This window comes from Halovivax cerinus (assembly GCF_024498195.1).
Classification (GTDB): Archaea; Halobacteriota; Halobacteria; order Halobacteriales; family Natrialbaceae; genus Halovivax; species Halovivax cerinus.
Genome location: NZ_CP101824.1, coordinates 1,908,519 through 1,923,692, shown reverse-complemented (window position 1 = coordinate 1,923,692; position 15,174 = coordinate 1,908,519). Strand labels below are relative to the sequence as shown.

The 15,174-nt window shown below is 64.7% G+C and carries 15 protein-coding genes and 1 pseudogene; 7 read left to right on the top strand and 9 right to left on the bottom strand.

The features are described 5' to 3' along the window. Positions 1-106: 106 nt before the first annotated feature. Entirely contained in the window at positions 107-2,248 is a 2,142-nt protein-coding gene (locus NO366_RS08870; protein WP_256533968.1) for a bacterio-opsin activator domain-containing protein, read from the top strand. 421 nt (positions 2,249-2,669) lie between these two features. On the opposite strand, the pseudogene NO366_RS08865 reads toward NO366_RS08870, so the two are convergent. The 3 genes and pseudogenes from NO366_RS08865 to NO366_RS08855 form a co-directional block, all read right to left on the bottom strand. Further along, a pseudogene (locus NO366_RS08865) lies at positions 2,670-3,397 on the bottom strand (protein-L-isoaspartate O-methyltransferase family protein). A 420-nt stretch (positions 3,398-3,817) separates the two neighbouring features. Continuing rightward, complete coding sequence (locus NO366_RS08860) at positions 3,818-4,471, bottom strand: HVO_0476 family zinc finger protein (protein WP_256533967.1); 654 nt, start codon at positions 4,469-4,471, stop codon at positions 3,818-3,820. Between the two features lie 126 nt (positions 4,472-4,597). Beyond that, entirely contained in the window at positions 4,598-5,560 is a 963-nt protein-coding gene (locus NO366_RS08855) for an aminopeptidase (RefSeq protein ID WP_256533966.1), read from the bottom strand. 279 nt (positions 5,561-5,839) lie between these two features. Between NO366_RS08855 and NO366_RS08850 the strand changes: the two genes are divergently transcribed. Together NO366_RS08850 and NO366_RS08845 are read left to right on the top strand one after the other, a co-directional pair. Further along, a complete protein-coding gene (locus NO366_RS08850) occupies positions 5,840-6,853 on the top strand; it encodes a type II glyceraldehyde-3-phosphate dehydrogenase (protein WP_256533965.1) in 1,014 nt (337 codons plus the stop codon). A gap of 98 nt (positions 6,854-6,951) precedes the next feature. Further along, entirely contained in the window at positions 6,952-7,350 is a 399-nt protein-coding gene (locus NO366_RS08845) for an Hsp20/alpha crystallin family protein (RefSeq protein WP_256533964.1), read from the top strand. A gap of 62 nt (positions 7,351-7,412) precedes the next feature. On the opposite strand, the gene NO366_RS08840 is transcribed toward NO366_RS08845, so the two are convergent. Beyond that, positions 7,413-8,288 (bottom strand): ATP-grasp domain-containing protein, encoded by an 876-nt coding sequence (locus NO366_RS08840; RefSeq protein WP_256533963.1) that lies wholly within the window; start codon positions 8,286-8,288, stop codon positions 7,413-7,415. Between the two features lie 322 nt (positions 8,289-8,610). Further along, positions 8,611-9,141: a 50S ribosomal protein L16 gene (locus NO366_RS08835; protein WP_256533962.1), complete on the bottom strand. Its 531-nt coding sequence runs from the start codon at positions 9,139-9,141 to the stop codon at positions 8,611-8,613. 210 nt (positions 9,142-9,351) lie between these two features. Between NO366_RS08835 and NO366_RS08830 the strand changes: the two genes are divergently transcribed. Further along, the gene (locus NO366_RS08830) at positions 9,352-10,533 is read left to right on the top strand and encodes a site-2 protease family protein (RefSeq protein WP_256533961.1); all 1,182 of its coding nucleotides are present in this window, start codon (positions 9,352-9,354) and stop codon (positions 10,531-10,533) included. Between the two features lie 25 nt (positions 10,534-10,558). Here NO366_RS08830 and NO366_RS08825 read toward each other — a convergent pair whose 3' ends face one another. Next, positions 10,559-11,083, bottom strand: a complete 525-nt coding sequence (locus NO366_RS08825) for an HNH endonuclease (RefSeq protein WP_256533960.1) — start codon at positions 11,081-11,083, stop codon at positions 10,559-10,561. Between the two features lie 674 nt (positions 11,084-11,757). Here NO366_RS08825 and NO366_RS08820 point away from each other — a divergent pair. Continuing rightward, positions 11,758-12,213, top strand: coding sequence for a DUF5814 domain-containing protein (locus NO366_RS08820; protein ID WP_256533959.1), 456 nt, complete (start codon positions 11,758-11,760; stop codon positions 12,211-12,213). Positions 12,214-12,239: 26 nt separating this feature from the next. On the opposite strand, the gene NO366_RS08815 is transcribed toward NO366_RS08820, so the two are convergent. Next, positions 12,240-12,632 (bottom strand): DUF8146 domain-containing protein, encoded by a 393-nt coding sequence (locus tag NO366_RS08815; protein WP_256533958.1) that lies wholly within the window; start codon positions 12,630-12,632, stop codon positions 12,240-12,242. 154 nt (positions 12,633-12,786) lie between these two features. Next, positions 12,787-13,098 (bottom strand): DUF7091 family protein, encoded by a 312-nt coding sequence (locus tag NO366_RS08810; protein ID WP_256533957.1) that lies wholly within the window; start codon positions 13,096-13,098, stop codon positions 12,787-12,789. Between the two features lie 188 nt (positions 13,099-13,286). Between NO366_RS08810 and NO366_RS08805 the strand changes: the two genes are divergently transcribed. Together NO366_RS08805 and NO366_RS08800 are read left to right on the top strand one after the other, a co-directional pair. Beyond that, the gene (locus tag NO366_RS08805) at positions 13,287-14,216 is read left to right on the top strand and encodes a replication factor A (RefSeq protein ID WP_256533956.1); all 930 of its coding nucleotides are present in this window, start codon (positions 13,287-13,289) and stop codon (positions 14,214-14,216) included. 1 nt (position 14,217) lies between these two features. Beyond that, entirely contained in the window at positions 14,218-14,844 is a 627-nt protein-coding gene (locus NO366_RS08800) for an RPA family protein (protein ID WP_256533955.1), read from the top strand. An 82-nt stretch (positions 14,845-14,926) separates the two neighbouring features. On the opposite strand, the gene NO366_RS08795 is transcribed toward NO366_RS08800, so the two are convergent. Further along, positions 14,927-15,115, bottom strand: coding sequence for a multidrug transporter (locus NO366_RS08795; RefSeq protein WP_256533954.1), 189 nt, complete (start codon positions 15,113-15,115; stop codon positions 14,927-14,929). Positions 15,116-15,174: the final 59 nt, after the last annotated feature.

Sequence of the window (15,174 nt, the reverse complement as noted above, 5' to 3'; positions counted from 1 at the left end):
CTAGCTGACGCGACGCGGGGCCAGTAGTGGCCGCCGACACGCCGGACGGTACGACGTACACTAATATATTAGTATACAGGCGTTCATCGGTCGAGTACGACCGATCGTGTCAGCGCCCACCTCGACCGAACGCATCTCCGTGTTGCTCGTGGACAACGAGCCGAGTTTCGTCCAGCTCGCGGCGGAGATGCTCTCCCGGACCGACGAATCGTTCGACGTGACGACCGTCACCACCGCCCCGGACGCGCTCGCCGCGGTCGAAGACGGCGGTGTCGAGTGCGTGGTCAGTGATTACGACATGCCCACGATGACCGGGCTCGAACTCCTAGAGGCCGTCAGAGAGCAAGACGAGAACCTGCCCTTCGTCCTCTTTACCGGGAAGGGCTCGGAGGAGATCGCGAGCGAGGCCATCGCCGCCGGCGTCACGGGTTACCTCCAGAAGAAGTCCGGTCGCGAACAGTACACCCTGCTGGCGAATCAGATCCGAAACGCCGTCGCCCAGTACCGCGCCGAGACGGAGTTACGCCAGAGCGAACAACGCTACGAGCGGACGCTCACCGGCCTCCACGAGACGACGCGGGACCTGATGCGCGCCGGGACGAAAGAGGAGATATATCGCGCCCTCGTCGAGACTGCAGGGGACATCCTCGACGTGCCGATCGTGGCGACGTATCGCTTCGAACCGACCACGGCCGCGCTCGAACACGTTGCCTCGTCGCCCGGTTCTTCGGACACGCTCGATTCCGATCGGAGGTACGAACAGGGTGACGGAGAGATCTGGGCGGCGTTCTCGAGCGGTGAACTGACGTACGTTCCCGACGCGAGCGCCGACCGGGAGGGAACCGACGAGCTGCGTCGACGGAGCGAAGTGATCGTTCCGCTGGGATCACACGGGGTGCTCGTGACCGGAAGCGAGGTTCGCGAGGGGTTCGACGAGACGATGACCGAACTCATCCAGATACTCGCCGCGAACACCGAAGCCGCACTCGACCGGGCCGAACGCGAACAGTTGCTCCGCGAGCACGATAGGCGGTTGACGCGCAAGAACGAGGAGCTGACACGACTCGACCACACGAACGAGCTCGTCAGGGACATTACGCAGGGTGTCGCGCAGGCGACGACCCGGAACGAGATCGAAGAGACCGTGTGCGCACGACTCGCGCGAGGGGATCGGTACATCGCGGCCTGGCTCGCGCCCGACCGCGATCCGTCGGACCCATCCGCCTGGGCCGGAATCGACGAGGCGTACGCCGATCGGATCCGCGCCGACGGCGAGTCGGCGCCCGAGGTCTCACTGGTCAATTCCGCCCTCGACGAAGAACGGGTGCGAGTCGTCTCGAACGTGCTCGACGACCCGTCGTGGAATCCCCGACGGACGATCGCGCTCACGCACGGGTTCCAGACGGTGCTGGCGGTGCCGCTGACCGGACGCGAGCGCCGATACGGGGCAGTCGTGATCTACGCGACCGCCGTGGACGCCGTCGCAGAGCGAGAGCGGGACGTCCTCAGAGAGCTGGGAGAGGTGATCGGCCACGCGATCAGGACCGCAGAGCGTATGCGAGCGATGGTAACCGACCAGCGAATCGAGCTCGAACTCGTCTGTCGCGACGAGCTCTTTCTCTTCAATCGGCTGTGTGAAATCCTCGACCGCCAGCTCCACCTCGAAGGGATCCTCGAGCGGACGCGGGGAGAACGGTCACTGTTCGTTCGTCTGGCGGACGACGAACCGACCGCTATCGACTCGCTCGTCGACGAGCTTGCAGCCGTCGCGTCCGTCTCGGTCATCTCGAGCGGGGACGAGTCCACGTTGCTCGACGTGACCGTCTCCTCGACGAACGTGCTCGAAACCCTCGCCGAGTTCGACGCGCGCCTGACCGGTGCGGTCGCGAACGCCGGCGAGACGACCGTGACAGTGGTCGTTCCGCCGCACGTAGAGACCCGATCGCTCGTCGAAGCTGTACAGGACCAGTATCCGGACACCGAACTGACCGCTCGCAGGGAGCACACCAGCGAACTGGCGGGCGGACGGTTCCCGGGTCGACTGACCGACGTCCTGACCGACAAACAACTCGAGGCGCTCCAGTCTGCTCACTACAGTGGGTTCTTCGACTGGCCACGCGAGAGCACGGGAGAAGACCTCGCGGAGGCCCTCGACATCTCTCCTCCCACGTTCCACTACCACCTTCGTGCGGCACAGCGGAAACTCATCGATCGCGTGCTCGAGGGCCGACCGGACAGCAAGGGGTGAGTACGCCGACGAACGGTACCGTGGGATTCTCCGGTCGCGCAGGCGGCCGACCGGACGCGGTGAGAGTGAGCTAGAAGCGGCGAGTGGACGGGCGGTCGAGTAGAAGCGGCGAGTGACGAGTGGACTGAACGGGTGTGAGCGAGGGTGTGCGTAACGGTTACAAGTAATGGACTGCACCGATCGTGAGTGGTGGGCCACGGGACGGTTTAATCAATTAGTGTAATATATTTGACTACCATATACAGTTAGGGGTTATTCTTAACTCCCTCGCCGCTATACCAGTAAGTGGCGCTACGACGGTACTAGTCGCCACCCACCCCACCCCCCAATCCCTTATTCGGTGGACCCCCACACACCACCGATCTTTCCCGACCGAGCACCCAGTAGGCGACCGACCGGACCCCCAGGTGCGACGTCGCAGTCACTCCCAGTCGATCCAGTCGAGTTGCCAGCCACGGCGTCGCTCGGCTCGACGGCGTGCGTACTCGGTATCCTCGCGGGCCATCCGGTTTCTCTCGATCGCCCCGGACTGTTCGCCGTCGACGAGAATCGGGGCGAGCGAGATCGGACCGAGGTCGGTTCGCTCCTCGCCGTGTTCGACGACGAGGCGCTGACCCGTCGACCCCTCAGGATAGACGAGTCGGCCGCCAGCGGTGAGTTGCGAACGGAGCGCAGACGGCGGTTCGATCGCCGCCGCTTCGAGAAGAATCCGATCGAACGGGGCGTAGGTCGGGAGTCCACGCGACCCGTCCCGGCAGTCGACGAGGACGCCGTCGTACCCGGCGCTCGCGAGGTTCGAACGGGCCGCGTACACCATCGGCCGCGAGATGTCGACCGCGTGACGTTCGTCTCGCCGACCAGCTCCGCGACCACGGCCGCCGTGTAGCCCACGCCGGCGCCCACGATCAGTACCGAGTGGCCCCGATCCGGGTCGAGCGCCTGGACGAGCCGTGCCACGACACTCGGCGAGAGAATCCGGGTCCCCTCGTACTCGTAGGCGCGGTCCGCGTAGGCGTCGACCGACTCGGGGAGGAACTCGTGACGGGGGACGTCGCGCATGGCCACGGCGACGGCCTCGTTCGAGAGGACCGCCTTCGTCTCGTGCTGGAGGCTGTCGACCATGTCCTCCCTGAGGACGGCACGATCCATACGTCGGCTATCCGATGGACCACTATCAAAGACGCGCTTGCGTCGACGGCGACGCTATTTTCGCAGTTCCCGGCCGCAGTAAGCGACAATCCGCACACGTAGGGACCGGCAGTGCGTGAGTGCGGCTCAGAGTTCGACAGTGTCCGACGCCCCTGCTTGCAAGAAGATCGCTCACTGAGCCCGTCAGCTCGTCGACTGAGATTCCCTCGCCGACGTACCCCGGACCCGGTGAGGGGGTAGCAAACCGACCGCGTCGAGCGAGACCGCCGACCAGGTCGGAGGAGGTACTCGAACAGCTCGGAGGAGGTAGGCGAACAGCTCGGAGGTGGCAGGCGAACAGGTCGGAGGTGGCAGGCGAACGGGCGTGCGGAAACACCGATCAGTTCGACGCGGAACGACGATCCAGCGAAACTCGCGCTCTCACCAGGCCGACCACGCCGTCGACGCCTCGTCCCAGGCGTAGACGCGCTTTGCGTCCTTGGCGAGGACGGTGTCACCCTCCATCTCGTAGCGGTCGCGGTCGTAGTCGTCGGCGTCGTCGCGAACGACGACCGCGTCGATCGTGAACTCGTCGTCGCCGAACGTCTCGGTCTCGCCGACGGCGAGTTCGTAATCGCCGGGGACGTGGATCGGTATCGCGCGGCTGTCGTCTCGGCTGCCGTCCTGCGGGTGGATCGTCACGTTGACGGCGACGTTGTCGACCTCGCGCGTCCAGACGGTCTGGACGTCGTCGGCCGACGCCTCCTCGCGGCGTCGGTGTCCGTCGAGTTCGACGCTCGTCACGCGAACCGTCGCGAGCATCTCGTCGGTTTCAAGCAGGAACTCGTCACCGACGGCGATCGGCTCGTCCGCCGGCGTCGTCACGTTCGCCGTCGTCGACTCGCCGCCCTGGGAGACGACGACGTCTAGCGTCACCTCGGGATCGTTCGTCGGCTGTACCTTGTGGACGTGACTGCACTCGCCACACCGAACCGTCAGGGAGCCGCCGCCTCCCGAGAGTACCTCGTGGACGGTCTCCAGCTCCGGTGAACACGACGGACACGGAACGGCCCGTCGATCCTCGACGTCACTCATGACGACGGATACAATCTACGCGCGTAAAAGGGGTTTGAAGCGCGAGTGATCGAGTGTGCGCTGAAACGCGAGTGACGGACCGCTGGAGTGGCGTCACCCTACTGCCGTCACCCTACGTGAGAGCGCTCACACGTCGGGGTCCGGTAACGAGACCTCGGCCCCGTCTGCGAACACCTGCACGTCGCGAACGATCCCGTCTAAGTGGATCGGCGCCTCGACGTCGCCCCCGATTCCCGCATCGTCGCCGATGGCGATGTGGATCGTCCCCGCGGCCTTCTCGTCCAAGAGGACCGACCCGACCAGTTCGGTGACTGCGACGTTCGTCCCGATGCCCAGTTCCGCGACGTTGTACGCCGCGTCGCCGACCTCCTCGGCCGCCGTCTCGACCGTCTCGCGGATGTCGTCGTCCGAGATGTCTGTGACGAGTCCGTCCTCGACCGTGAACGTGAGCGTCCGTCCGTCCGCCAGGAGTCCGTGGGGCATCATCGTCCCGTCCACGACGTACGTACCCGTGGCCGACTCGGGACTGACGAACACCTCTCCCGCCGGCAGGTTCGACATCTCGCCGGGTTCGTGGACGATACCCGTATCCGCGTTCCACTCGCGATCCGCCACGTCGAACGTGATGTCGGTCCCGCCGTCGCCCGTCACGCGGACTTCGTCGGCCGCGTCGACCTGTTCGAGGACGTCAGCACATCGGGCGGCGATCTCGTCGTAGTCCGCGTCGAGACCGGTCGTGAACACCGCCGGTGTGACCCCGGGCAGCGTCGCCACCCGGGCGCCGGCTTCGTTGGCCGCGCCGCGAGCGCGCGTGTGGCTCAAACTCTTCGTCGTCGGCGCCAGCACGACGTCCGCGTCGGCCATCGCGGCAGCCACCGGTGCCGGCGGCTCGCTACCGTGGGTGTCACCCGGCGGGTACCTCGCGATCACCGCGTCGTCCGAGATCTCGCTCGCCACCTCGTAGAGGGCCTCGCCGATCTGACGGCGCTTCTCGTCCGTGACGATCACGCACGACTCCGACGGATCGAGGGCGAGACACTGCGTGACCGCGGTTCGAGCGGGATCCTCCAGAGACGAATCGGTTTCCATGCGGTCGTATGGGTACGGCCCGCGGAAAGATGTTCTCAATCGCGACCGGGCCGAGAGACGGTCAGATTTCGGTCGCACGAGCACGAACACTCCACAGATCACTGGATCGGGTCACGGTTTACGGAGGAACGGGCCGAGTTTCGTCGGCCGAAGAACACGGGCCGGGTTCCGTCGGCCAACGGTCGGAACGCGGGAGACGATCGACGGAACGAGTCGCGTCATCGCACCGCACGGAGACCTCGAAACGATTAACCCCATCGCTGGTGGAGAGTCGCGCATATGATACAGGTCGCGGTAAACGGCTACGGAACGATCGGCAAACGGGTCGCGGACGCCGTCCGGGCTCAGCCGGACATGAACGTGCTGGGCGTCGCGAAGACGCGACCCAACTTCGAAGCCCAGGCGGCGCTCGATCGCGGCTACCCGCTGTACGCGGCGGTCGAAGAGCGCGCAGACCAGTTCGACGACGCCGGGATGGAGATCGCCGGACCCGTCGAAGCGCTCGTCGAGGCGGCCGACGTCGTCGTCGACGCTACCCCGAGCGGCATCGGCGCGAAGAACAAAACCCTCTACGAGGAGTACGACACCCCGGCGCTCTACCAGGGGGGCGAGGACGCCGACGTCGCCGACGTGAGCTTCAACGCGCGATCGAACTACGCCGACGCCGTAGACGCCGATCACGTGCGCGTCGTCTCATGCAACACGACCGGTCTCTCGCGAGTCATCGCACCGCTGTCCGAGACCTATGGTATCGAGAAGGTACGCGCGACGCTGGTTCGTCGCGGCGGCGACCCCGGCCAGACCTCCCGCGGCCCGATCAACGACATCCTCCCGAACCCGGTGACGGTGCCCTCCCACCACGGACCCGACGTCAACACCATCTTCCCCGACGTCGACGTCGACACCCTCGGGCTGAAAGTCCCGGCAACCCTGATGCACGTCCACAGCCTCAACGTGACGCTCGAAACGGCCGTCGACGCCGCCGACGTCCGGGACCTGTTCGCCGGCGAGGACCGACTCTTCCTCGTTTCCGACGAGTTCGACATCGACGGCGCCGGCAAACTGAAGGAGTACGCCCACGACGTCGGCCGACCGCGAGGCGACCTCTGGGAGAACTGCATCTGGGAGGAGTCCGTCTCGACCGAAGGGCGCGACCTCTACTGTTTCCAGGCCATCCACCAGGAGTCGGACGTCGTCCCCGAAAACGTGGACGCGATCCGCGCCGTCACCGGTGCGGCAGATGCCGAGGAGAGTGTCGAGACGACGAACGACGCGATGGGAATCGGCCTCTGAGACGGGCGCCGACCGCGCCTGGCGAACCCGCTGGTGGGACGCCGTCGAACCCGTTCGCCGACAGAAAGCTTTTGCACGGGCGGGCGCAACCTACCGTCATGAGACGAGACGACCGCGACGAACCCTTCGACGACCTCTTTCGCGAGATCGAGCGGATGATGAACGACATGATGAAGGGTGCGAACGTCGAGTTCGACTCCTCGGCGACGACGGTCGAGAACGGGTTCGGCTCCGACACCCACGTCGACATCCACGATACGGCCGACGAGATTCGCGTCGTGGCCGACCTTCCGGGCGTCGAGAAGGGAAACATCGAACTCGAGTGTGACGGCAAGACGCTGACCATCTCGGCCAAGAGCGAACACCGGGAGTACGACGAGCGCGTCTCCCTGCCGCGCCGGGTAAACGAACACACCGCGAGCGCGACCTACAACAACGGCGTCCTCGAGGTCGTCTTCGAACCCGCAGAACAGAGTTCCGGAATTAGTCTCGAGTGACCGACGCGTCGTCGCGTTCGTTTTTTCTTTTCTGACCCGCGGTATCACGGCCTGGTCCCCGACTACGCCGACGCGACCCGCCGCTCGATCGCGTCCGCGAGTCGGTCGTAGAAGTCGGGTTCGTACTTCGTCGCCGCGTCGATGGTCGGCCTCGCGTTCGTCTCGTTGACGAGGACGCGGTCGTCGGTCACGAGGAGGTCGACCCCTAAAAGGTCGATCTCGAGCGTTTCAGCGACCGATTCGGCGATCACTCGCAGGTCGTCTGAGAGGGAGACGCCACTCGCCGTGGCCCCTCGGTGGACGTTGTGTTTCCACTGGCCAGCCTCGCGGGCCGTATCGGAAAGCCGGCGTTCGACCGCCCCCACGTACGCACCCTCCAGAACCATCACCCGGTAATCGGTCGCGTCGGGGAGGTACTCCTGGACGAGGAAGGATTTGTCGCCCGTCGCCTTGTAGTCCTGGACCAGCCCGAGGTAGTCACAGATTCCGAGGAACGAATCGCGGTCGTGAGCCTTCGCGACGCCGACGCCGCGGGTCGTCGAGTTGGGTTTGACCACGACCGGCGGCTCGAAACGCTCGTACACGTCGACGAGGTCTCCCTCGTCGACCGGGTTCGAAACGTACACGGAGTCGGGGACCGGCAGACCCGCCCGATCGAGTCGCGTCAGCACGCCGGCCTTGTTCCGCGACGTCGCCACCGCCGACAGCCCGTTCAGCCACGGTACGTCGAGCATCGCGTCGGCCACGCCGCCCTCCATCAACCGTCCCGGGTACACGAAGCCGACGTCGTACGCGCCCGCGTCGATGGACGCACCGTCACCCAGCGGAACGACCCGCTCGCTCACCGGCACGTGATTCGCCCGAATACCCCGTTCCGCCAGCGGCGCTCGCATCCGCTCGAACGTCTCCTCCCGATTCGCCACCGCGAGCTCCAGCATACCCGAACGAGCGAGCGCGAGCGCAAAAAGGTATCCGAGGCGGCACCGGGACGTGGATCACTCTCGGGGACCAACACGGGTACCCAACATCGCCATGCCGATCCTGATGGCCGGGAGCGCGTGATCGCGGCAGCGATCCACGTGCGAGCACGGGGAAGGCTGGTTTACACTAGTTCCGTACCGTGAACGAGGCCCTAGCCGAGTGAGCGGGCCGACGACTGATATGAAGGGCGCTACGCGCCCGAAACGGAAGGAGGAGTGCGTTTCATCGAAGTTTTGCCGAGGGGCGCCCCAGGCGCCCCGCAGAGCAAAAGTTCGGTTCCTAGGAGATGAGCTTCTGCTCGCCCTTCTCGACGACGATCCGACACGGTGGCGTGATCTTGTTGTACGAGCGGCGGAGGGCGTCCTTGGCGAAGGCAGCGTCCTCGACGTCGCACCAGATGGTGAAGATGCGGTCACCACGGTCGATGCGTGCGGCGGTGCCGACGATCTTGCCGAACGCCTGGCGCATGCCGTCTGAAACACGGTCGGCGCCGGCGCCGGTCGCCTGCTTGTTCTCCCGAATGACCTGGTGGGGGAACTTGCGCAGGATCATCTTGTAGTTACCCTCGCCGGCGTTCTTGATCATGTGTCGGTTGGCGGAGAGGCGGGACGCTTCGAGACTCCCGTGGCGGATCTGGACCGCCTCTTCGGTGACGAGGCTGATCTGGACGGGGTAGTCCTCCGGCTCGGCTGTAGTGTCGCCCATCTTGTGCTGTGCGATCTTCGAACCCGGGATGCCGGTGATGTACTCGCGTCGCGTGTACGCCGGCTTGTCGATATCCCGGTACATTGAGGCGGGTTTGTCGGACATGGTTGTGGTTACTTACCGGAACCGAAGCCCAGAACGCGGATAAAGGCTTCGAACCGCAGATGCCGTGCGATCGGTGTCCACGGTCGTCGTCCATCCAGTCGCCAGCGCCGACACAGGCGGTGGCCGAATCAGCCCAGCCTCGACCGCTACGCGGGCGCTTCGCGGCGAATCGGCGGACAGTTTAAGGGGCCACCGACGGTAGGAGTCGGTATGTGGAAGAGTTTTCGGATCGGATCGCTCTTCGGGATTCCCATCAAGCTCGACGTCACGTTCTTGCTTATTCTCCCCGTGTTCGCGATCATCATCGGTCGCCAGATCGAGGGGGTGGTGGAGATCTTAAACGAGGTGGGGGCAGGTATCGAGGTCGCCGCCCTCACGGGCGGGCTAACGCCGTACCTCTGGGGGTTCGTCGCCGCGATCGGCCTGTTCGCCGGCGTGGTGTTACACGAACTGGGCCACTCGCTGACCGCCCGGCGCTTCGGCTATCCGATCGACTCGATCACGCTCTGGCTGCTCGGCGGCATCGCGTCGCTCTCGGATATGCCGGAGAACTGGCGCCAGGAGTTCGCGATCGCCATCGCCGGACCGATCGTCTCCGTGTTGATTGGGATCGGTTCGTTCGTCGCGTTCCAGATCACCCCCGGCGGGCAAGCCGGACTCCGCTTTACGTTCGCCTACCTGGCAATTTTGAACGTCGTACTCGCGATATTCAACCTGCTTCCGGCGTTTCCGATGGACGGCGGGCGCGTCCTTCGAGCGCTACTTGCGCGCAACCAGCCGTACGCGAAAGCCACCCGACAGGCGGCCACCGTCGGAAAATTCTTCGCCGTTCTGATGGGGCTGTTCGGCCTGTTCGCCTGGAATCCGGTCCTGATCGCCGTGGCACTGTTCGTCTACATCGCTGCCTCCGGCGAATCACAGCAGGTGACGATGAAAGCCGCCTTCCAGGACGTCACGGTGGCCGATATCATGACGCCAGCGGATCGACTGCAAACCGTCGGTGTGGACACCACCGTCCAGGAACTCGTCCAGCGCATGTTCCAGGAGCGCCACACCGCCTACCCCGTTATCGACGGCGGCCGACTCGTCGGCATGGTCACGCTCTCCGATGCGCGGAACGTCAAACAGGTAGAGCGCGACGCCTACACGGTCGAAGAGATCATGCGTGACGAGCCGACGACGATCGAACCGACCGCCGACGTGATGACCGGGATCGAACGGATGCGCGAGGCGGGCGTCGGCCAGCTACTCGTCGTCACGCCCGAAGCGGACTGGGGAGCGGACGGCGGTGACCTGATCGGCATTATCTCCCAGTCGGACGTCATGACCGCGCTCGACGTGGTTCAGCAGAGTGGGTCGGTATCGCCGATGAACAAACGCCTCGCCGACTGACGTAGCGTACCCGCCAGTCTGGCGCTCAGCCGGGTACCGCGTCCGGCGGGGCGGGAACCCTCGGCGGCGGATCGACGGCGATCAGCTCCCGCAACGTCCCGGCCGACACGTGACCGAAGTCGGCGTTCCGGTGACAGGGTGGGCAGAGTGTTACGACGTTTTGCAGCGTGTGGGCGTCGGTCTTCTCGAAATCGTCGGCCTCGATGTAGTGTCGGACTGGAACGATGTGGTGGACGTCGGGGTTGCGGCCGAGCGCGTCGGCGTCGGTACTACATCGGACGCAGGCGTAGCCGTCGCGTTCGAGCGCCGCCCGTCGCGTCGCGGCCCAGCCCTCGCCGTATGGTTCGTTGCCGCCGCCCTTCCAGTTGGGATGGCCGTCGCCGGTGAACGACTCGGAGAGCCACGTTCGGCGGCAGTCTTCGCTACAGAGGACCGCCTCGCCCGTGGCGTTGCTGGGGTAGCGTTCGACCGGGTCGGCACAGACGGCGCACTCGAACGCGCGTTTGCCGCCGGACCAGCGGGGATTATTCTCGCCCGTGAGTGGCGGCATCTCACGCCATTCAGCAGTCTCTACGCACTCAGCGCAATAGTGACCCTTTTTCTCGGATGGATAATAGGAAAAGGACGTGCCACAGAGATCACATTCGGTTTCATCCTTCCCGCCGCGGAAGTTTGGATTGTTCTCACCGGCGTACGAGTCCGCCTTCGAGAGACATTCATCGGAGCAGTACGCCTTCTCGTACGGAGAGTGGAATTCGTTGCCGCAGTAGTTGCACGTTCTATTTGGGAGGCGCTCGTCGTGGACACTCGTGTGGTGAACAGCCCTCCCCCCGCTTGGTTGCGAACGTTCGTTCACATGTCGGACACGGATACATCGATTCAGTATCCGATCGAATTATAGTAAATGTTGGCGGGGTGATTTCCGTTTTCCGATAATTGTGCGCTGTCGCATCGCCGAGGCTGCCCGTGAAAATGTAAGAAATATTATGAGTCCGGGTGCGAAAATCGAATCCGCTTCTCAGCCTCCACAAGGCTGAAGGATAACCATTACCCCAACCCGGACACGTATGCGTTCACAACTACCCGCTGAGGGCCTGATATACATTTCGCCTCGTCGCAGGTGTGCGATATCTCCGCACGGTATCGGAAACTCCGACCGATTCGGGCCGGGCCGGCGCCGACCCGAACGACTTTTCGCCGGGCGGCCGCTAGCTCGGCCAACGCGTGGCCATCACCGACAAGATCTACGTCAAGAATCACCGCCAGCTCGCCTCCCAGCTCGAGACGAACGTACCGAAGGGGGCGTTCAAGGGAGCGACGCTCGACTTGCTCTTCCAGGGGGAGGGACTGGAGAAATTAGACGACGCGACTCGCGATCGGGTGCTCGATTTCGCGGGTGACTTCCTCGATTGCGACTGCGACGACAACCCCTACTGCGGCTGCCCGGAGCGGAAGTTCGTTCGATACCTCCTCGATCTCCGGGCACAGGGGCTCGGCCCCGACGCGATCGTCGACGTGATGAGCGACGACTACATGGTCTACGCCTACGCGGGCGACGTGCTCTCGTTCCTGGACAGTGGCGTTCGAACGCTCGAAGCGGCCGAAGCGCTGGCGGGTGTCGACGGCGATCGGGAGACGCAGGCCGAGATCCGCGAGGCGAAAAACGAGTTGGCGAGGTGAGGCGGGCGGTAACCGAGCGCGGCCGGTCACCCGAGCTGGTAGGGTTCGTCTTCGTCCAGGTCGTCGAGGAGGAGGACCTCCTCTTCGTCGTCGTCGACGCGGTCCCGGAGGTCGGTGACGTAGGCTTTGTGCTCTTCTAACTGCTCGCGCAGGTGTTCGGTTTCGAGTTCGAGCCGCTCGTGTTCGCGCAAGAAGCTCTTCGGGACCTCCACGGTCGGCGGGAACGCGTTCTCGTCGTCGCTCTCTCCGAGTTCGTCCTCCGGCACGACCGCGACCTGTCCGTCGTGTTCGATGAGCGTGTCGACGTAGTCCCGAAAGACGGCGGACAACGAGATGTCGCGTTCTTCGGCGATTTCCTGGAGCGCCGCGAACGCCTCCTCGTTGACCCGGAACGAGATCGTCTTGTTCTTGTTGCCCATCCTGCCAGCTATTGGCGCGCGAATCCACTTAACACTTCGTCAGACGGGTTCGTCACTGCGACGTGGCTGTCGGCGTGCGTGTTCCGGCGTTCGAACGGGTTCGACCGCCACGTCAGTTTGGTCACCACCACGGACTCTGATCGCCGCATCCCGTTTACCACGTCTCGATGCGTCCGTCTCGCACGTCCTCCGCGCAGCCGTCGCAGTCGGGATGGCCCGCCTCGTAACAGGCGGGACGGAACTCCTCGTCGAGTAGCGCCGCGCGGCGCTCCGCGTAGCGTCGGCAGACGATTTTGGCTCGCCCCTCCTCGTCGGACGGAATGCCGCGTGCATTCCTGGCGTGCTGGTAGGACTCACGGGCCTCGGCGAGCTGGTCGTCCGTCGAGCGTCGCAACGATTCGTACTGGCGACCGGCCGCCCGCAGTTTCTGCCGGAGGAGTCGTTTCAGGCGTCGCCGATTGGACATGTCGATGGGCGTGCTTCGACGGGGATCGACATAGGCCCGTCGCCGACGGTTACCGACGCCCTGCACTGGCAGGGTGGACGTCTCGAATCGCCAGAGTGAATCACTTCCGCCCCGGTTACGGCACTTTAAATACCATCGGGACCCAACCGACGTATGCCTCCCAGTGAACACAAGAGGAGGCGAGCACCATGAGCGACGTTAGCCAACACGCAGCGGACATACACGAGCAGTTTTCAGACCATATAGACGTCGACGTCTCCGACGTCGAGGACAGACTCACGACGCTCGTCGACGAGTACAAGGTCCCCGTCGAGGAGGCCCGACGAAGCGTTACCAATCACTACCTAGAACAGGCGGGCCTCGAACGCGAGGACATCGCGAGCGGCGGCAGCGAATCCGTCGAACTCGCCGAGATCGACGAGCCCGAACAGTGGGTCGACGTGACCGTAAAGGTGATCGAGCTCTGGGAGCCACGCAGCGATTCCGTCGCGCAGGTCGGTCTGCTCGGCGATCCTAGCGGGACGATCAAGTTCACGAAGTGGGCCAAGTCCGACCTCCCGTCGCTCGACGAGGGCGGCGTCTACCGCCTCGAGAACGTCGTCACGGACGAGTACCAGGGCCGGTACTCGGTGAAGCTGAACAAGACGACCGTCATCGAGGAACTCGACGACGATATCGAGGTCGGAACCGACACCTCCGAGATCGAGGGGGCGATGGTCGCCATGCAGAGCGGCTCCGGCCTGATCAAGCGCTGTCCCGAGGACGACTGCACGCGCGTCCTCCAGAACGGCCGCTGTTCGGAACACGGCGACGTCGAGGGTGAATTCGACCTCCGAATCAAGGGCGTCGTCGACGACGGGATCGATGCCCACGAGGTCATCTTCGACCAGGACGCGACGGAGGCGCTCACCGGTATCTCGCTCGAGGAGGCAAAGGAGATGGCGATGGACGCCCTCGACACGACGATCGTCGCCGACGAGATCGGTGACGAAATCATCGGAACCTACTACCGTATCGAGGGGCCGACGTTCGGACGATACGTCCTCGCCGACGACGTTTCGGAACTCGCCGAGCCGGCGGATCCGGATCCCCTGCTGATCAGAGCGAGGTCGATGTAACATGAGCCAGGCAGAACTCTCGCGCGAAGTCGCCCGCCGCGTCTTCGCCACGGAATTCAACGACGCGACGTACACGTTCAAGGAATCGGACGACGAGCGCGCGCCCAACTACGCGCTCTTACCCACGGGCGAGCGCGCCAACCGCGTCTTCGCCGTCGGCACCCTCACCGAAACCGAGGACGTCGGTGACGATTCGGAGTACTGGCGCGGGCGCATCGTCGATCCGACGGGGACGTTCTTCGCGTACGCGGGCCAGTACCAGCCGGAGGCCGCGGCCGTGCTCCGCGAGGCCGAGCCGCCCGAATACGTCGCCGTCGTCGGCAAGCCGCGAACCTACGAGCCCGATGACGGCTCGATCACCGTCTCGCTCCGACCGGAGTCCATCTCGGTCGCCGACGAGGCGACACGCGACCGCTGGGTCGTCGAGACCGCAGAACGGACCCTCGATCGAATCGAGTCCTTCCAGGAGTGGGCGGACCAGCGTGACGACCCCGAAGGCGCCTCGACCGCGCCGACGAACGAGTACGCCCAGCTCGCCCGCGAGGAGTACGACTCCCCGGTCGAGAACTACCGGCAGGCCGTCATCCAGGCCCTGGAGAGTCTGGACGAACTCGAAGCGACCGCCTGACGGACGTCACGGACGGGTTCGGGACGCGACCGTTTTTTCGCTGACCGTGAACGCGGGCCGCGACCGGTTCGTAGGGAACGGATTAGAGGTACTGTCGGGTTATCAGCACGATCGCGATAGCTGCTGCGATGGCCCCGATCACTGTCGGGACGAGTTGGCCGTCGCCCCATTCCCAGCCGAGGAACTGGGTACCGACGACGGCAACGAGTGCGACGAGGGCGCCCAGTACGGTTCCGATCGTAGAGGAGGGACGGTGGCCGAGGCTCACCATACCCGAAATATATGACTCCACAATGATAATTGTCCGGGTCGATCGGTGCGAGCACACCG